The sequence below is a fragment of the Nostoc sp. KVJ3 genome, assembly GCF_026127265.1.
In the GTDB taxonomy this organism is placed as follows: Bacteria; Cyanobacteriota; Cyanobacteriia; order Cyanobacteriales; family Nostocaceae; genus Nostoc.
The window spans coordinates 3,271,145-3,288,896 of sequence record NZ_WWFG01000002.1 but is presented as its reverse complement, the minus strand read 5'-3'; the positions used below and the strand labels follow the sequence as shown (position 1 = coordinate 3,288,896).

General features: G+C 43.5%; 8 protein-coding genes and 1 tRNA gene. 4 read left to right on the top strand and 5 right to left on the bottom strand.

Annotated features, from left to right (window positions below; translation table 11 throughout):
- From GTQ43_RS30200 to GTQ43_RS30190, 3 genes are all read right to left on the bottom strand, one after another.
- Positions 1-5,373, bottom strand: a complete 5,373-nt coding sequence (locus GTQ43_RS30200) for a translocation/assembly module TamB domain-containing protein (RefSeq protein ID WP_265276313.1) — start codon at positions 5,371-5,373, stop codon at positions 1-3.
- Positions 5,374-6,500: 1,127 nt separating this feature from the next.
- Positions 6,501-6,698, bottom strand: coding sequence for a hypothetical protein (locus tag GTQ43_RS30195; RefSeq protein WP_265276312.1), 198 nt, complete (start codon positions 6,696-6,698; stop codon positions 6,501-6,503).
- A 337-nt stretch (positions 6,699-7,035) separates the two neighbouring features.
- Positions 7,036-7,109: transfer RNA gene (locus GTQ43_RS30190), tRNA-Pro, on the bottom strand.
- A 146-nt stretch (positions 7,110-7,255) separates the two neighbouring features.
- Here GTQ43_RS30190 and lipA point away from each other — a divergent pair.
- From lipA to GTQ43_RS30170, 4 genes are all read left to right on the top strand, one after another.
- Complete coding sequence (gene lipA, locus GTQ43_RS30185; protein ID WP_265276311.1) at positions 7,256-8,134, top strand: lipoyl synthase; 879 nt, start codon at positions 7,256-7,258, stop codon at positions 8,132-8,134.
- 59 nt (positions 8,135-8,193) lie between these two features.
- Positions 8,194-9,123 (top strand): NAD(P)H-dependent glycerol-3-phosphate dehydrogenase, encoded by a 930-nt coding sequence (locus GTQ43_RS30180; RefSeq protein ID WP_265276310.1) that lies wholly within the window; start codon positions 8,194-8,196, stop codon positions 9,121-9,123.
- A gap of 903 nt (positions 9,124-10,026) precedes the next feature.
- Positions 10,027-11,277 (top strand): RNA polymerase sigma factor SigC, encoded by a 1,251-nt coding sequence (gene sigC / locus GTQ43_RS30175; protein WP_265276309.1) that lies wholly within the window; start codon positions 10,027-10,029, stop codon positions 11,275-11,277.
- A gap of 554 nt (positions 11,278-11,831) precedes the next feature.
- On the top strand, positions 11,832-12,293 hold the full coding sequence (locus GTQ43_RS30170; RefSeq protein WP_094333151.1) for a Fur family transcriptional regulator: 462 nt from the start codon (positions 11,832-11,834) through the stop codon (positions 12,291-12,293).
- Positions 12,294-12,425: 132 nt separating this feature from the next.
- On the opposite strand, the gene GTQ43_RS30165 is transcribed toward GTQ43_RS30170, so the two are convergent.
- Positions 12,426-13,568 (bottom strand): peptidoglycan-binding protein, encoded by a 1,143-nt coding sequence (locus GTQ43_RS30165; protein WP_265276308.1) that lies wholly within the window; start codon positions 13,566-13,568, stop codon positions 12,426-12,428.
- Positions 13,569-13,577: 9 nt separating this feature from the next.
- Positions 13,578-17,675 (bottom strand): cobaltochelatase subunit CobN, encoded by a 4,098-nt coding sequence (cobN, locus tag GTQ43_RS30160; protein WP_265276307.1) that lies wholly within the window; start codon positions 17,673-17,675, stop codon positions 13,578-13,580.
- Positions 17,676-17,752 lie beyond the last annotated feature (77 nt).

Sequence of the window (17,752 nt, the reverse complement as noted above, 5' to 3'; positions counted from 1 at the left end):
CTAAAATCTAGTTTCATACTCAACTTGGAATTGATTTTCATCCCCCAAATTAGTTGAGCCACGCATCAAAATTTCATCGTTGAGTCGATAAAGGACGTTATAACCCAAAGACTCATCTGTAGATGCAGATAAAGGCAGCGATAAAGAGACAGAGAAATTTTTATTAATATCAAACACACCCTCTGCTGATAAATTCAGAACTGAAGTTGTTGATGCTTTATTAGTAGTAGCAGGGGTAGGAAATATCCGAAATTCGCTGAAGCCAACAGCTTGCCCGATCGCAGTAATAGTTCCTTGCAAACCACCTAAAATGGTAGAACTAGCGAAATTAGTCAGTCCTTGTCCTGCATCTGTTTGACCGAAAGAATTAAGAATCGAGCCACCCAACAAAGCAACTATTTCTCCCTTACTACGGCTAGGTTCACTTGTCAGTTCTAAATTGTCGCCCAATTCACTAGCTGGCCCGTCAACCCTGGCTTGAACGGTAACAGTCCGTAAAGTCCCAAAGTTATTTACAGAAACATCGCTGACTTCAGCAGACAATGGTGATTCTAAAATTCGGCTGTTTATTGCTGATGCTTCCGGTACGATCGCAGTAAGTCGGACATCCAAAGTAGGATCGAGTCCTTGACTTGGAATAAATTGTGCAGTTTGTTCGTAGCCTCGTGCCAAGGTAAACTCAGTGGAAAATAAGCTCAGTCTTCCTCCTGTCAAACGAATCAACCCTTCAGGGAGGGGCTTGGCTAATGTACCATTGATAGTCAAGTCGCCTTTTGCATCAAAATCTAGGATGGGCTGACTTAATGCGGCTCCTCCTGGTACAAAGCTCAATAGGGACTGAGTGGTAACATGAATATTCTTGTCTAGGCTCAACTTTAAATCTGCAAACTGTACAGGTAAATTAAGTGAACTTACTGGGGTATTGCTAGTATCTGTTGGAGTTACAGGGCTAGTGCTAGTTTGTGTTGTAGCCATAGCATTAGCGTTAATCTGTTCTCTATCTATATTGATGACGTTAGTGTTGGCTTCTGTTGTCGCTGCTGATTTTGCTTTAGCAGTAGAGTTTCCAATAATCACCTTACCATCACTCAGCTTAATCTCTCCACCAATTACAGGTTTTAAAGCTGTTCCGCGAATTACAACATTACCGCCAACACCGCCTTCATACAATCCTGCCAGCTTAAAATTGAGTTTGTCTGCTATTGATATTGTTAGGGGATTGGCTGCACCTTGCTGAGAATCAAAAATCGGGAGGATACCAGATGCAGTTATTTGTCCTTTATTGTAAGTACCTTGAATCTTTTCAACACTCAAAGTATTGCCATTAAATTGTGCTGTCCCTGTCACATTTTTGAGGGGATCGGATAAGGCTTGAGCGCGAAAAGTTGCGTTGTTAACTGTGGCATTTCCATTGATAATTGGTTCTTTTAAAGTCCCCTGGACGTTTAAATTTACTTTTCCTTGACCATCTACCCAACTAACTTGATTATTGGTAAACAAGTTTAACAGTGCGAATCCCTCATTTTGTACATTGGCGTTGATGCTGATTTGATTGCTATCTGGTTGCACTGCGGCAAAAGGTAAAGGAGCCGGTACACTACCTGTAATTGCAACTGGTTGCGTTCCTGTCACTAGCAAAGTGCTGTCGAAATTTAAGCGAGCTTTGTTGTAGTCAAAGTTCACCTGTCCTGTTTGCACAGGTTTCTTGTTGAGAGTTGCATCCGCTAATGTCACTTTCCCTTTAATACTAGGGTCTTTTAAATTACCTCCTAATGTAGCGTCAGCATTGATATTCCCAGTGATATCTATGGGATATTTTTCGATAAAAGGTTGTAAAAGTGATAGAGGTAAACTTGCTACATTCAATTTTCCAGATAGTTGCTCAGTTCCTAACTGTCCTGAAAAAGCCACCAATCCTTGATTTATGCCAACACTCAGGGGCGAAAGTGTGACGATTCCATCGGCAAAAGTACCTTGAGCAACAACTTTATTAATGGAATATTCACCCCATTTCCAGTTAGCACCTTGGAAATTAAAGCCGACATTCAACCCAGATTTTAACGAGCCATTAGCTGTAATTCCTCCACTCAAAACACCCGTTAATTCGGCAAGGGTAGGTAAAGAAGCGGCTTCTTTTGTTTCTTGTTGCTGTTGTTTTGCTAGGGATGCTGCAATATTAGAAAAATATGCTAGTTGTGTTTTTAAATCTGCATTGGGCAAAGTAATCGGCTTGGTATTAAGTACCTCTGCTCCCGCCAACTTAGGAGGCTTCAATCCGCTACCAAGGTCTTGATAGTCGAAGATATTAAATGCTTGTAAAAGTCTCTCAATTCTAGCTTGGTCTAAATTAGCTTGGAATTGAAATTGAGGATCGTTTCCTGTTTGCACATTTCCACTTAAGGCGATGTTACTATCTCCAATCCGCAGTAGACCATTAGCCAAGCTAGCAGTACCATCGGCGTAATTGATAGTGCCGCGGAATTCGTCTGCTGCAACTCTGGCAACACGAGGCGCTGCGATCGCAACATTCCCCGCAACTGCATAATTATTAAGATTGACAACTAAATTTCCCGATAATTGCCCCCCCAGAGGTTTCAATTGATTGTTAGGTAAAAAGCCCCCAATCAACGCGATGGGAAACTGTTGGGCGTTGATGAGCAAATTATCTCCCTCAGTTCTACCCGTGGAAACTGCCCCACCCCGACTGACTAAAAATGATGTTGGACGATAATCTGCACTCAGGTTAAGGGCAATTATGTCTTGCTTACCCGCTAATCGCAGACTTGCGCCCTGTCCCCCTTGAAAATTCACCTTTCCAGTTAAAAGGGGGTCAAAGGCTAAATTACTAACCTGGAAATTCCGCAGTCGGATGTTACCATTAGCTTGGGGAACATCTGGAGTACCTGTAACTTGCCCGTTAAAATCAAGTAACCCCGCTATTGCTACGTCTCCAGGAACTTGAAAGCCAGTATTTTTTAAGTTGAAATTCCGCGCCAGTATGTTTAAATTAAATCCAGCAATTTTAAGAGCGCCATTTGGTGGAGTCTGAATTGCGATCGCACCATTAGCATTCAATCCTGGGGTACTTGCGTTTTTAACTATAATCTGCTGTCCATTCCATTCAAATTGAGCCGTCAGCGGTTTTGCCAGCAATGCTACACCTTCGGGAAGGCCGATTTGTCCGGCGGCGCGAATATCTGCAAGCTGGAAAGATTTTGTTGTCCCTGCTAACTGAATATTGCTATTGAGCCGTCCTCGCAGTTGTGGCGAAAACCGATTGAGTTGAATTTGAGAAGTTTTGATAACCCCTTGCCAGCGTTGTTGGGCAAGCTGACCTTGAGCCACAATTGTCCCCCCTGCCACGTTCAATACAGCACCTGGTAAAAGGATATTCTCTCCTTGTTTGGTAACAACAACTCGTCCGGTGGTGGGATATGTAGCTGTCGGTGCTTGCACCTGGGCTACTGCTTGCAGGTTGCTCAAAGTGCCGGAAATATTGGCATTTGCCGATACTTTCCCAATGGTGATGGAGGGTGAGGATTTGTACGCTCGTGCGATCGCATCCCCTGGTAAATTTTGGGCTTGGACATTAAATGCTACCCTACCTTGGGGTGCAAGCTGAAGTTGACCGCTAGCTGTGACTTGCCCTCCCACCTCTGGATTTGCTTGGACGCGAGCCACATTGACATTTAAGGGTTTATCCAGAGAACCAGAAACTTTGGCGTTTGCAGATATACCACCAAGATTAAGAGGAGTTGAAATATTGTAACCTTGAGCGATCGCATTTCCTGGTAAACCTTGAGCTTGAATCCCTATGTCTACTAAACCTTGAGGAGCCAGTTGAATTTGACCGCTAGCTGTAATTTGCCCTCCTGTTGGTGGCGTAACTTGAACACTGGAAATATCAAGGTTCAACGGCTGTTTGCTAAGTGAGCCAGAAATTTGTGCTTTTGCTGAAACATTTCCCACTGCGATCGGTAGATTAACACCATAGCCCCGTGCTAATATATCCCCGGATACACCATCAACTTGAGCATTAAATATTACGTCTTTTTTGATTCCTAAATTAGCTTCACCGCCTCCTGTGATTTGACCGCCGGCTGCGGGGACTATTTTCAAATTGGAGACAGCAAGTTGAGATGCAGTTTGAGAAACATTCAAGCGGAAATCAGTATTGACGGCTTTGAAGAGAACGCGGTCAACTTGAACTGGTTTTGTGTTGTTTACTGTACCGCTAACGATTGGTTGTTGAACTGCGCCGCGTACCTGAATATTTGCTTGAATTTCGCCACTCGCTGGGACTGAGGAATTTACATTTAATGTCTCTAAGATATTTTTAGCAGTCACTGGTTTGATCTGAGCAGAGACATTAAAACCAGTTTGAGTATTAATTGTTCCATTAGCCAGAATGGGAACTTTGCCAAAGTTCGTACTCACATTTTCTAAAGCAACGGTCTGACCTTGAAATGCAAATCTTCCATTAAAATTAGAAATCTGCTGAGGAATATTTGGAATTTTAGCTGCGACTTGATTAGCAGTAGCCGTTCCCGTAATCGCTATTTCTGAAAGTTTTGGGGGAATCTGAACCTCTAAGTCAGCATTTAAATATCCTGATTGTAAGGCAATTGGTAACTGAATTAATCGACTAATATCAGATGCTTGGAGATTTTGGGTTGAAAGATTGAGGCTAGTTTTTTGAGCTTTGAGTTGGGTTTCACCAGCGATTTTTACTGCGCCTCCCCTGGCGAATTGAGCATTGATGTCATAATCAATCCTTTGATTTTGATCGAAAAATCGGGCAACACCACCAACTTGATTTAATATTACTGAGCCTTTCGGCTTATTTGGTGCAGAAGCTGATAATAACTCCACATTCCCATCTTGAATTTGAAGTGTTTCTAACTCTATTTGAATAGCACCTTTTCCTTGCCCAGCTTTGACTTGAGTTGTAACCCAGCGACCATCTCGATCCTGTTGGATATAGACATTGGGTTGAACTAGGGTGACATTTAATCCCAGCTTTCGAGTCAGGAGAAGTTGCAAGGGCGAGAACTGCACCTCCAAGGCTTTTGCTACCACCTGGTCTGCATCAGTAGGAGTTGCTGGTATGGATAAAGAGCTAAATCTTAGACTAGAGAGCGAAAAACCTTCAACTTTCCCGACTTTTACAGGTCGTCCAAGCGATTGTTCGAGATTTTGCTGCACTAATGGCGCTAAATCCTTATATACATAGTTTCTGGCCCACCAAGCACCGACTGCAATTCCAATCAGCACAACGACACCGAGAGCTAAACTGGTACGTCCTAAAAGGAGGAGCCATAAACGAGGATTAGATGGTTCCTGATTATTTTCTGAATTTGGCGATCGCGTCATTATCGTTATCAGTACCAGTACTTTATTCTGGAGTAAACTGAGACAGAGGCTAGCCGCATTTGTATCAGCAAGTTACAAGCTATGGTTTCATAATATGAAGACTTCTGCAAGAACTTTGAGGCAACCTGCTTCTATTCTCCAAGAGAGGCTGCGCCAAGGAGACGCTTTATAAAGGCATTATGTTACTTCATAATGTTGCATAATTACTGAATATATGTCGAGTAATCATTTATTACTAAATAAAATTTATAAACTTCGCTATATTCTAGAGAGTATTTAGAATTTAACCGTTCAACTCGATATTTTTAGACAGACTGCTTTTCTTTACTTAAGTATTATTCATAAATTAAATAATACTTAAATATTAAATTACTTTGTCATACCTCCTGTACATATAACCCTGGTTATAAAAATCAGCTACTGGATCATCTAACCTAGTGTAGATGACGGTTGGTAATTTTAGCTCGACTTTCTCAATTTTTTGGCACAACTCAAGATGATGCTGAAAGCTTCATGGTACGGTAGTTTTACTTTTTTGTTTTCACTGAGAATCAGTGATATGGAAAAGGTTTTTGCCAAAAAGCTAGGGTTTTGCCGATACAAGAGAAGCAAGTTCTTAATTTTGGATAAAGTCGAGCTTAGATAAAAGTAGAATGTTTGATTAATGCACTAAGCAATAAAGGTAAAATGAGGCATCCGTTGTTATCAGTGCATATAATTGTGAAAGCTCCGCCTACGCAATGATATGCAAAAAAGGTGGGATGCTTCCCATTTTTATTTAGTAATCGTATGCGAATGTCTATGACAAACTACGTGAACGCACTTACAAAATATCAGATAAGTCTATCCACTAACTCGTCAAGTAAAACTTGAGATTCCGGCGGTGCTATTAGCCATCAACACGCCGGAAGGATATCAGAAATCACTTCATAATCTTGGGCAGCAAAAGATTATTCACAAGATTACTGACTTCTCTAAAAAGTTAAGAGCCTGATACCAGTTCTTTATGAAGATGCACATAAGAAGTCCCCTCAACACATCGGGGGGACGGCGTAGCCGGGGGGGAAATATATGCAGCTTCACAAAGAAACGGTATGAGCTTTTCCATTACTCCATCGCCAACTTAATTATTCATCAGTTGAATCATCAATCATTTCTGGTACTAAAGCTGGGTTACTCTTGCGTTCTTCAGCCGATTGCTCCCGAATAACATCGTCGATTCTTGCAGGGTGTTTGATTTTGTCCAGTACTTCTGGACTTAGTTGCGACGCTTCACCTTCTGGATTCGATTTTTCAGCTTGACTAGGAACTGTTTCCTTATTCATCACTATTTCCCAAAACTTATACGCCAAGCTTAAGTCCTTCTGTGGTGAGGCACACACTATCTTGAGGCTTATTTCACACAGTGGGATGGTTTAGTTGTAAATGCAGATTTAAACGGTAGCGCAAATATTTTGCGATCAGAACTAGCCCTTTCAAGGTGGGTAAAAATTTTGCTTAAAAAATCCCTTTATGTTCTGTTTCTGCAAACCTAGCCTGTAACTCCACAAACTCACGAAATCCTCATCATTCAGCGAATTGGTTTTACCCATATTCCGCCCTGGTTCGAGTTGGTTTTAAATCGTTAATAACGACATTAATTTGTTAACGACCACAAAAAAATCGGGATGACTGGATTCGAACCAGCGGCCCCTTCGTCCCGAACGAAGTGCGCTACCAAGCTGCGCCACATCCCGCCATAAAAATGGCATTATAAATTAAGAATATCATAACCCACGCCAAATAACAGAGTTACATCTATATATATGAATATGCGATCGCTTCATCCAAGGCTTTGCTTGCTACGATTAAATTTGTATAACTCTAGTGGTAAAAGCGGATTGTGACTGTAAAACCAGACTGGTTGCGGGTAAAAGCACCTGGGCGTGAACGCATCGGTAACGTTAAAGACATTTTGCGGGATTTATCTCTCAATACAGTTTGTGAGGAAGCATCCTGTCCGAATATTGGCGAATGCTTCAATGCCGGTACTGCTACGTTTTTGATTATGGGCCCGGCTTGTACGCGCGCTTGTCCCTACTGCGATATTGATTTTGAGAAAAAACCCAAACCACTAGACCCCACGGAACCTGCACGGCTCGCGGAAGCTGTTCGCCGCCTGAACCTCAATCATGTAGTAATCACTTCTGTAAATCGAGATGACTTGTTTGATGGTGGTGCATCTCAGTTTGTAGCGTGTATTGATGCGGTTCGCACTGTTTCACCTAACACCACAATTGAGGTGCTAATTCCTGACTTGTGCGGTAATTGGAATGCTCTAGAGTTGATTCTACAAGCTGCACCAGAGGTATTAAACCACAATACCGAAACTGTTCCACGCCTATATCGCCGGGTGCGTCCCCAAGGAAACTACGATCGCACATTAGAATTATTACAGCGAACTCGCCAACTTCTCAAGAGCACATACACCAAATCTGGGATCATGGTTGGACTCGGTGAAACAGATGCCGAAATTCGCCAAGTCATGCAAGACTTGCGAACCGTAGATTGCGACATTTTGACAATTGGGCAATACCTCCAACCCAGTCAAAAACATTTACAAGTAAATGAATTTATCAACCCAGAACAATTTGCCGCTTGGAAGGCATTCGGCGAAGAAATCGGATTTTTACAAATTGTATCTTCACCATTGACAAGAAGCTCATATCATGCAGAACAAGTCAGAGAATTAATAGAACGTTATCCCCGCAGTCAATTTTAGATTTTAGATTTTAGATTGCTAAGAAAGTGTGGTGATTGGGTGATGGGGAGACTTGATTAATGACTAATTCAAAATCTGTAGCAATTCTTGGTGCAGGTGCTTGGGGTGCATCTCTGGCAAATCTCGCCACAGTGAATGGTCATCAGGTGCGCGTGTGGTCGCGTCAAGGTTCCCAAACTCTCCAAGCAGTGTTGAAAGATGCCCAAATAATCCTATCCGCTATCTCGATGATTGGTGTAAGAGATGTTGCTTCTCAAGTCCAGTCTTTCCCCCTTTCTCCAGAGACAATTTTTGTGACGGCGACGAAAGGCTTAGATCCCCAAACCACCTGTACACCGGCGCAAATTTGGCAAACAGTATTTCCTAACCATGCAGTGGTTGTTTTGTCTGGGCCGAATTTATCTAAAGAAATTCAACTAGAGTTACCAGCAGCAACAGTGGTAGCCAGTAATATCCCCACAGCTGCGGAAGTAGTGCAGTTAGTATTTTCTTCTCATCGTTTCCGGGTATATACCAATCCCGATCCCTTGGGGGTGGAATTGGGGGGAACACTGAAAAATGTGATTGCGATCGCAGCTGGTGTATGCGATGGTTTACATCTAGGAACCAATGCCAAAGCTGCTTTAGTCACCCGTGGACTCACAGAAATGGTTCGCATCGGTAACGACTGGGGTGCAAAGACGGAAACATTTTATGGATTATCGGGTCTAGGAGACTTGTTAGCAACCTGCAATAGTCCCTTAAGTCGCAATTATCAAGTCGGCTATCAGCTAGCTGGTGGTAAGACACTTAAAGAAACTCTTGCAAATTTACCAGGAACAGCCGAAGGAGTGAACACTTGCCAGGTTTTGATGCAACGAGCCAAGCAACAAAACATTCCAGTTCCAATTACTGAGCAAGTTTATCGGTTACTTCAGGGTGAAATCACACCCCAACAAGCACTTGATGAACTGATGCTGCGAGATATAAAGCCAGAGTACAACTACTAAAGCAGACCTTGTAGGGGCAATTCATGAATCATACGTGTCAACTTAACGTGAAACCCTTGTCAAAACGTGATATTCAGTTCTCTGGCTTCCCATCACGATCTGCGTTACCCCACCCTAACCCTCCCCTTTCTAAGGGGAGGGAACTGGATTTTGTTTTTTCCCCCTTTATAAGGCATCACCTAACATACAAAAATCTCACCAAAGAGAGGGAACTAGATTTTCTTGTTTCCCCCCTTTATAAGGGGGGATTAAGGGGGGTAAAACGCCGTGAAATAAGCGTTTTAGCTTAAGTTGACACCACTGAACCATGAATTGCCCCTACAGCATGAGTATAGTTTTGCGTGCATCCTGACTAAGTTGAAATTGACGGGTTAGCAGAACACAGAGAGAGTATTTAATAAACTTACCCACCTTTTCTATCTCCGTATCGATAGGATTTTTGCCGTTAATCCTAATCACTTCCCCGATATCTATTAGTCCTACTTATACCTGAATAATCCTGAGAAAAAATTGCTAAATCGTCAGGATATTACTTTTGTAGCCATGTAAATGTGACTATGCCAAATATAAAGATGACATTCACTCAAGGATGTTTATACTGTGTTACAAAAGTTACAATCAAAAACCATCAAGGTTGAAATGTTAACTAAGTAGTTGAAATATTGAAAGCCTAGCTGCCCATTTGAATAGCTATTGGTTAAATCAAAAATTTAGTAGCCGATTAAGTTCAGTAATCCTGTATCCAATAAAACCATTGCAGTTAATTTCTAAAAAAATTGCAATGGAATCTTCAACTATGTTAGTTCATCGTTAATCACGGGAACAATAGCAACAGTTGAATAGCTGACCGTAATCTAAGCTGACCGAAATCTATTGTTACCTGGAGCCATTGAGACGATCTTTATGCCAGCAACATCTTTTTATGCAGATGCCCCCCATAACACCAAAAAGTCCCGCCAGGCTTTGGACTCGGATCTGACGGTTGATGAAAGCGAGTTATCGGTAGATGATTTACAGGAGCTAGAACTGGCTTCTGCTGACAATGCTAACTTTGCTGCTAGCACTAACCGCCGGAGTACAGACCTGGTACGCCTATACCTCCAAGAAATTGGTCGGGTTCGCTTGTTGGGGCGAGATGAAGAGGTTTCAGAAGCTCAAAAAGTCCAACGTTACTTGCGGATGCGGATAGTACTTGCTAACGCCGCCAAGCTTGGAGATGAAGTGATTACACCCTATCTAAGGTTAATCGAAGTTCAGGAGCGTCTGACCTCAGAACTAGGACATCGGCCCTCTTTAGAAAGATGGGCTGCTACTGCTGACATAATATTATCCGATCTCAGACCGACTTTGGCAGATGGCAAACGTCGCTGGGCAGAAATCGCCAAGTTGACTGTAGAAGAGTTAGAGCAAGTTCAGTCCCAAGGATTGCAAGCAAAAGAACACATGATTAAGGCTAATCTTCGCCTAGTTGTGTCTGTTGCTAAGAAGTATCAAAATCGTGGTTTGGAATTATTGGATTTAGTCCAAGAAGGGACACTAGGTTTGGAGCGGGCTGTCGAAAAATTTGACCCCACTAAGGGTTATCGCTTCAGTACTTATGCTTACTGGTGGATTCGTCAGGGAATTACAAGAGCGATCGCAACTTCTAGTCGCACCATTCGCCTCCCTGTCCATATTACCGAAAAGTTAAACAAAATCAAAAAGGCTCAACGCAAAATTGCTCAAGAAAAAGGTCGCACTCCGACTCTAGAGGATTTAGCAACTGAGTTAGAGATGACACCAACCCAAGTCAGAGAAGTTTTGTTACGGGTTCCTCGCTCTGTTTCTTTGGAAACTAAAGTCGGCAAGGATAAAGACACTGAGTTAGGCGAATTACTCGAAACTGACTGTGTAACCCCAGAAGAAATGTTAATGCGAGAATCTTTACAAAGAGACTTGCATCATCTTCTATCAGATTTGACCAGCCGGGAACGCGATGTAATTTTGATGCGGTTTGGTTTGGCTGATGGTCATCCTTATTCTTTAGCAGAAATTGGCCGCGCTCTTGACTTATCGCGCGAACGAGTTCGGCAAATAGAATCCAAGGCTTTGCAAAAGCTACGCCAACCCAAGCGTCGCAACCTCATCCGCGACTATTTGGAGTCTCTAAGTTAATCAATGCTTAAGAGTCATTTGTCATTAGTCATTTGTCATTAGAAAACTACACTTGACAAATGACTAGGGACAAAGGACATTAAGATAATTCGTAATACTTGCCTCCGGCGAGAAGCAAGCTACATAATTCGTAATTAAGTTTTGCAACGGTGATTTAGACCCTGATATAGAACTTGTTGCCTGTGGAGAAAGGAAAATTAACTCTTCAAACTTTGTTAAAAGCCTTTGAGAGGCTTGTAGCAAATAATTTGCATCTGGTTGTAGAAGAGTTTCCCCAAATCTTTGCTTAGATCTTTTGAAGGTGGGGAGCAACTAAACAATTCAAAATTAACTCATGCAAAATTTAAAGTCAAGGGATACAGGCGTTACAAGTATCCTAACTATTAACTGTATGCAAATTAAATGTAATACAGCTTATTACTTGAATTTTGATCGAGATTTGATGAATTGTTCTTAAATATTTAGTATTAATTCTCAATAAGCAATGATTGTTGCAAATTGCTCCCAAGATTTGTTATATTCTCAAGTAACAGGCTTTGTTGAGAAATATTAGTATGACTGTCTACACAACTACTTCACTCAAGGCAGAACTGAACGAACGAGGCTGGCGACTAACTCCCCAGCGCGAAACGATTTTACACATTTTTCAAGAACTTCCCCAAGGGGAACATCTGAGTGCGGAGGATCTTTATCATCGACTAGAAACTGATGGTGAAGGGAAGGGGATAAGTCTGTCAACTATTTATCGGACTTTGAAGTTGATGGCCAGGATGGGACTTTTACGGGAATTGGAATTGGGCGAAGGACATAAACATTATGAGATCAACCAGCCCTATCCCCATCATCACCATCACTTAATTTGTGTTAGATGCAACTCAACTATTGAGTTTAAAAATGACTCCATTTTAAAAATTGGGTCGAAAACTGCTCAAAAAGAAGGTTTCCATCTGCTTGACTGTCAAATGACCATCCATGCAGTATGTCCCAAGTGCCAACGGGCGCTGATGCCGCTTTAGCACTTGGGTGGATAAATTAGACGAAACTACTCAAACTAACCAAATAAGTGGAATTTTGAGGAGTTCGTAATTTGCTGTTACTAGAGGCTAGCAACGAGTTGGGAACTGATACTAACAACACCAAAGCGGATGTTAAAAGCGTCCGCTCTTCAGATCCTTGAGGCTGATGCCGTAGAATTCCTGGGCTTGTTTAATCGCCTTTTTGGTGTCATCTGCCATTACACCGTTCAGCTTGCCTTTATAAAAACCCCGTTCCCTAAGTCGCGTTTGAATTTCTAGGGTATTAAATTCGCTTTTGCTAGTAGTATTAACTGAGCTATATAACTTAGCTCGCGTAGTTGGGCCAGCAACGCCACTTGCTGTCAAAAAGTTTGCTGTTTGAAATCTGCGGACAGCATCGGCAGTATAGGGGCCATAATAGCCATTTGGCTCTCCCTCTAAATATCCTGCCTGGATCAATTGTTCTTGAATGATTCTAACTGGCTCACCGCGATCGCCTACACGGAGTTTATCTCGATTGACTACCTTTTTGGGAGCAGCCTCTTCTCCATCACCGATACCAACTCCCGGCAATTTCCGCAATGTTGCTGGGCCAACAACTCCATCAACGCTTAATTTGTAAGAATCTTGGAAGCGCTTGACAGATTCTTCGGTAATTGGGCCAAATATTCCTGTGGCATTTCCGTAATAAAAACCTGCGACTCTTAAGCGTTCTTGTAAAACTCTGACATCTTCACCTTCATCTCCCTTGGCAAGGTAGTTGGGATTGCGGTGCTGGCTGGTGGCTGAACTAGCTGAACTCGTAGTGCTGGGCTTTTTGGCTTGTGTACTGACAACAGTGGCTTTTTTAGCTTGTGTAGTCGTAGTACTGGGCTTTTTAGCTTGCCAGGTTTCTAATTTTTGCAGGGTGCTTGCGCCAACAATGCCGTCCACTGGCAAACCGGCAGCCTTTTGGAAGCGCCGTACAGCTTCTTGTGTGGATACATCATATACTTGGCTAACAGAAGCTTGGTAAAAACCTGCTGTTTTTAACTTTTGTTGGAGATTTCGGACAGAAGGGCCTCGATCGCCTGTTTCCAGTGCTATGACGCTACTAACAGCGCCAAGAATGGATAAAGACAGAGCAAGGGGCAACATATACTTCCAAGCCCTACCAGAAAGCCGTTTCCAGTCTGGCGCAGCTGCTTTGTTAAACAAAGAACTGAGGGATACCAATTCACTGGGGTTGCTGTCTTCGTAGGCGAAAGCTAGGTGCAAATACGCAAGATTTTCCATATTTGTTTCCTACACCATTGATTTTTCTTCGATAACTGCTTCAGCTTGATGTACTAGGTTCCTCAAAGCTTCTAATGTTTCTATGCTTACATCTTCCCACAAATTGCGCTTATGTGCTTCTAATAATCTTTCAGCAATATCACGCAGAGCGTAAGGGTTCTTTTCCTGAATAAATTCTGACACAACTGGATCGAGCAAGTAAGCCTCTACTATGCCTTGATACATATAATCTTCGACACATTTAGCTGTTGCATCGTAGGCGAATAAAAAATCTACTGTCGCTGCCATTTCAAAAGCACCTTTGTAACCGTGGCGCATGACTCCGGCAATCCATTTGGGATTAACTACGCGAGAACGATACACTCGCGCTATTTCTTCTTTGAGTTGGCGGACTCGTGGTTGGGCGGGTATGGAATTATCACCAAAATAAGTTTGAGGATTTTTCCCTTGCAGAGAACGCACGGCTGCTGTTAAACCACCCTGAAATTGATAATAATCATCGGAATCGAGTAAATCGTGTTCGCGGTTATCTTGATTGTGCAGGACAATTTGCATTTGGGATAAGCGTTGTTTAAAGGCTTCGGTATTGGGTATTGGGCATTGGGCATTGGGAATTTTATCCTCCCCTGCTCCCCCTGCCTCCCCTGCTCCCCCTGCTCCCCCTGCTCCCCCTGCTTCCCCTGCCTCCCCTGCTCCCCCTGCCTCCCCTGCTCCCCGCTTCCCTGCCCCTGCTCCCGATGAGTAGGCGTAGGAACTCCAGTTAATGTACGCGCGGGCTAAATCTTGGTCATCTGTCCAGTTTTGCGATTCGATTAAACCTTGGAGTCCTGCGCCGTAAGCACCTGGGCGAGAACCAAAGATCCGGTAGCGCGATCGCACCACGGCTTCTTGTATAGTTAATCCTTGGCTTGTCCACAATTCAGTATCTTGGCGAACTGCATCCGCTAGGGGATTTTGTTCTGGCGGTTCATCTAAATCTGCTACTGCTGATACGGCTTGATCGAATAAGTCAAGTAAGTTGCCAAAAGCATCGCGGAAGAATCCTGAAATTCGCAAGGTGACATCTACACGAGGCCGTCCCAAAATCGCTAGGGGCAAAATTTCAAAATCCACTACTCGCCGCGCTGCACCATCCCACACAGGTTGGACTCCGAGTAAAGCCAAGGCTTCGGCAATGTCATCACCGCCTGTTCTCATGGTGGCTGTTCCCCACAATGATAAACCTAGTGTTTTGGGATATTCGCCATGCTCTTGAGTGTAATATTCCACGAGGGTTTCAGCAGCTTTTCTACCGATATCCCAAGCTGTTTCTGTGGGAATGGCACGAATATCTACAGAATAAAAGTTTCTCCCTGTTGGTAGAACTTCTGGGCGGCCGCGTGTGGGTGCGCCAGATGGGGCACTGGGGACATATCCGCCATCGAGTCCGTGTAATAAGTGGGTAATTTCTTGGGGGGTTTGTTGTAAGGCGGGAAGGAGGCGATCGCGTATCCAGGTAGAGACGCGATTCATCGCGTCTGTGCTGGGGGGAGAGACGCGATGAATCGCGTCTGTACAAGAGGCCTGATTTATTAGTTGTTCTACTAAAAGGGCGGCGTGTTCTTCTAGGACTTCGACGATATCGCCGATGGTGCGGCATTCTGTGCCATTGACTAGCGAATATTCACCACTAGGCATTGACAAATCGGCTGTGAGGGGATCGAAGTCTAAACCCCAATCTTGAGCGATCGCACGGGTAATACCTGAAGAATGGCGATTGGGGATGCGAGCGATCGCTACTATTAAATCTCGCAGTTGCCTTCCTTGGGGACATTGCCCAAAAATATGCAACCCGTCACGGATTTGGGCTTCTTTCAATTCGCAAAGATAGCCACCGATAGAATTCAAAATTAAAGATTCAGAATTAAAAATTTCTGTTTCATTTGAGATTCCTAAATCTAGATGGAGATTTTCTTTAATTACCAGTTCGTGGATGCGATCGCGAATTACTGGTAAACGCGAAGGATCTAAACTATCCGCTTCATAATACTCATCAATTAAATTTTCTAACTGTTGCAAAGAACCGTAGAGTTCTGCACGAGTCATTGGCGGCGTTAAGTGATCTATAATCACCGCTTGAGCGCGGCGTTTAGCTTGAGAACCTTCACCAGGATCGTTGACAATAAACGGGTACAAGTGGGGAAGTGCGCCAAAAGCCACTTCTGGATAACAATTACTGGATAAAGCTACACTTTTACCGGGTAGCCATTCGAGATTTCCGTGTTTTCCCACATGAACTACAGCATCAGCACCAAAACATTCTCTAACCCAATAATAGAAAGCTAAATAAGCATGAGTTGGTTCTAAATCCGGCGCATGATAATTCAAACTGGGGTCATTATCATAACCCCTTGCTGGCTGAATTCCCACAAAGATGTTGCCGAGTTGAATTCCAGGAACGGGGAAAGAGGCAGAGGGGCGGGGTGCGGGGGGCAGGGGGAAAACTCTTCTCCCTAGCTCGCTGCTCGCTGCTCCCTGCTCCCTTGCTTTTTCATCTTCCTCATCCCCATGCCCCATTTCCCAACGTTCACTAATACCTTGCTGAACTGCTGGTGGTAATGAAGCGAAATATTCTTGATATTCTTCCCAAGAGACGCTTTGGTATACTGGAAGCCATTCTCTACCTTCTGGATCGTTGGTTACACCATCTGTCAGCCGTTGAATCAACTCATCTCCTTGAGCAGGTGGATTTTCTACTTCATACCCAGCTAGATGTAAAGCTTGCAGGATTTCTACACAACTAGCTGGGGTGTCCAGTCCCACACCATTGGCGAGGCGGCCATTGCGATTGGGGTAGTTTGCCAGAATGAGGGCAATTCGCCGCTCTTGGGGTGGTTTGGAACGCAGACGCGCCCAATTTGCTGCTAGTTTAGCAACGAACTCGATGCGATCGCTGACTGGTTCATAAATTACCACATCTGTCTCTAAATGGGGATTACGAGTTTGTACGGATTTAAAAGACACAGCACGAGTAATAATTCGCCCATCTACTTCTGGTAGCGCCACATTCATCCCAATATCGCGGGGAGAAAGCCCTTGAAATTGTGACTCCCACTGTTCAATTGAGCCGCCACTGAGGATTACCTGCAACACAGGCACATCTAATTTTTCCCATAGTTCAGTTTGGGGTGTTTCGCTTTCTAGCCGTGCTAGAGAAAAGCTGGTGGTGTTTAGCAGCACAGCTATTGATTCGGCTTCTTTGGGTTGGAAAAATTCACTCAACTCAGCTTGGACATCGGGTTCACGCAGTGAGGAAACAAACACTGGCACTGGTTGTAAATTTTTCTGTACCAAGGCTTGGCATAAAGCATCAATTACTTTAGTGTTTCCTGCTAAATAATGGGCACGGTAGAAGAGGATGCCGATTTTGGGCATTGGGCATTGGAAGCCTTGAGCTTCTGAGGTGGATGAATCACTCTCTAATTCCCCTTGTCCCCCTTGTCCCCTTGTCCCCTTGTCCCCTTCTTCCCCTGCCTCCCCTGCCTCCCCTGCTCCCACTCCCCACTCCCCACTCCCCACTCCCCATTCATACAATCCCACACGCGGAATCGGCTGGGGCAGTGGAGGATTGTATGCAGTTAACAGGCAAGTGTCAGAAATAAATTGAAGAGCATTAACAAAATTTTCTACGCCGCCTTCGCTAAAATACTGCCATACCTGATTAGCAACACTTAAAGGTACGGTAGACTGAGAAATTAAGTTGGGATCAAAAGCGTCATCCCCTGGCATTACAATGAGGGTTCTACCATTACGTTGCACAATTTCTTGGACTACTTCTAAGCCATAACCCCAGTAAGAACGTCCTCCTAATAGGCGCAAAATAATTACTTGGGCAAGTTCCAAAACTTGCTCTCCATAAGTATCTATGCTTAACTGTTGCTGCAATTGCAACAGATTGGCGACTCTTAAGGCAGGAAATTGTGCAGGTAATTTTGTAACTGCAACTGCCAAAGTTTGAATGTCGGTATCAGCAGCCGTAATCAATACAAAAGGTGCTGGAGTTTGTTCTAGAAAAATTAAACCCTCTGACTGATTCCATCCACCCGATATGCTAGTTGTACGATGCATAATGCTGTATTACCGTTTTAAACTGTTGGTTAGTACATAATCAAAAAAAACTTTTCCCCTGCATTTGCCCCTCTTAC

Coding starts and splice junctions, on each gene's coding strand:
- sigC (WP_265276309.1), top strand. CDS start 10,027: ATGCCAGCAACATCTTTTTATGCAGATGCCCCCCATAACACCAAAAAG.
- GTQ43_RS30200 (WP_265276313.1), bottom strand. CDS start 5,373: ATGACGCGATCGCCAAATTCAGAAAATAATCAGGAACCATCTAATCCT.
- GTQ43_RS30165 (WP_265276308.1), bottom strand. CDS start 13,568: ATGGAAAATCTTGCGTATTTGCACCTAGCTTTCGCCTACGAAGACAGC.
- cobN (WP_265276307.1), bottom strand. CDS start 17,675: ATGCATCGTACAACTAGCATATCGGGTGGATGGAATCAGTCAGAGGGT.
- GTQ43_RS30170 (WP_094333151.1), top strand. CDS start 11,832: ATGACTGTCTACACAACTACTTCACTCAAGGCAGAACTGAACGAACGA.
- GTQ43_RS30180 (WP_265276310.1), top strand. CDS start 8,194: ATGACTAATTCAAAATCTGTAGCAATTCTTGGTGCAGGTGCTTGGGGT.
- GTQ43_RS30195 (WP_265276312.1), bottom strand. CDS start 6,698: ATGAATAAGGAAACAGTTCCTAGTCAAGCTGAAAAATCGAATCCAGAA.